Origin of the sequence: Streptomyces coryli (assembly GCF_011044975.1) — a bacterium.
Taxonomy (GTDB): domain Bacteria; phylum Actinomycetota; class Actinomycetes; order Streptomycetales; family Streptomycetaceae; genus Streptomyces; species Streptomyces coryli.
Map to the genome: position 1 here is coordinate 1 of NZ_JAAKZV010000599.1, position 646 is coordinate 646.

At 76.6% G+C, this 646-nt stretch carries 1 protein-coding gene; it reads left to right on the plus strand.

The window, feature by feature from the left end:
* Window positions 1-105 precede the first annotated feature (105 nt).
* Window positions 106-646 (plus strand): hypothetical protein (locus G5C51_RS42385; protein ID WP_165246281.1); only part of this gene is annotated, 541 nt, incomplete at its 3' end.

Genomic DNA, 646 nt, shown 5'->3' on the forward strand with positions numbered 1-646 from the left:
CTTCAGGGCGGGGGCGCTCGGACGCTAGCAGGGTGCGGGGCGGCGCAGGCGCGGATTCGCGCAACTGCGCGCCGGTGGCGCAGGAGCGTTCTAGCGTGCCGTCCCATGCGAGGCTTCCTCGACTACGCGGCCGGGGTGCTCACCCTGGTACTGCTCACCGCCGCGGTCTGCTGGGGACTGCTCGCCGGCGAGCGCACGGCCCTGGCGACCCGGCACCGGCTGCTCGCGCAGGCGATCCACCGCGCGACGGCGGTGGCGGCGCTGGGAGCGCTCGCGCTGCACGTCGGCGTGAAGGTGGCGGAGGCGCGGGTCGGGGTCCGGGGGGTGCTGCTGCCCTTCGGCGACATCTCCTTCGGCAGCGCTTTCCGCAGCGCCTTCACGGGCGGCACCGACGCGGGCAGCCGGGCCGCCGCCGACGGCCGCGCCCTGGTCATCGGCATCGGCAGCCTGGCGGCGTGGCTGCTGCTCGCGGCGGTGGTGACGGGGGTACTGCGCGGGGTGCTGGCGGGCCGCGGGCGAGCGTCGGCACGCTGGCGCGCGCTGCACGCGTGCGCGTATCCGGCGTGGTGCGCGGCGCTGGTCCATGGGCTCAAGTCGGGGCGAGAGCCTGCGGGGTGGGTGACGGCGGCGTATGTGGTGAGCCTGG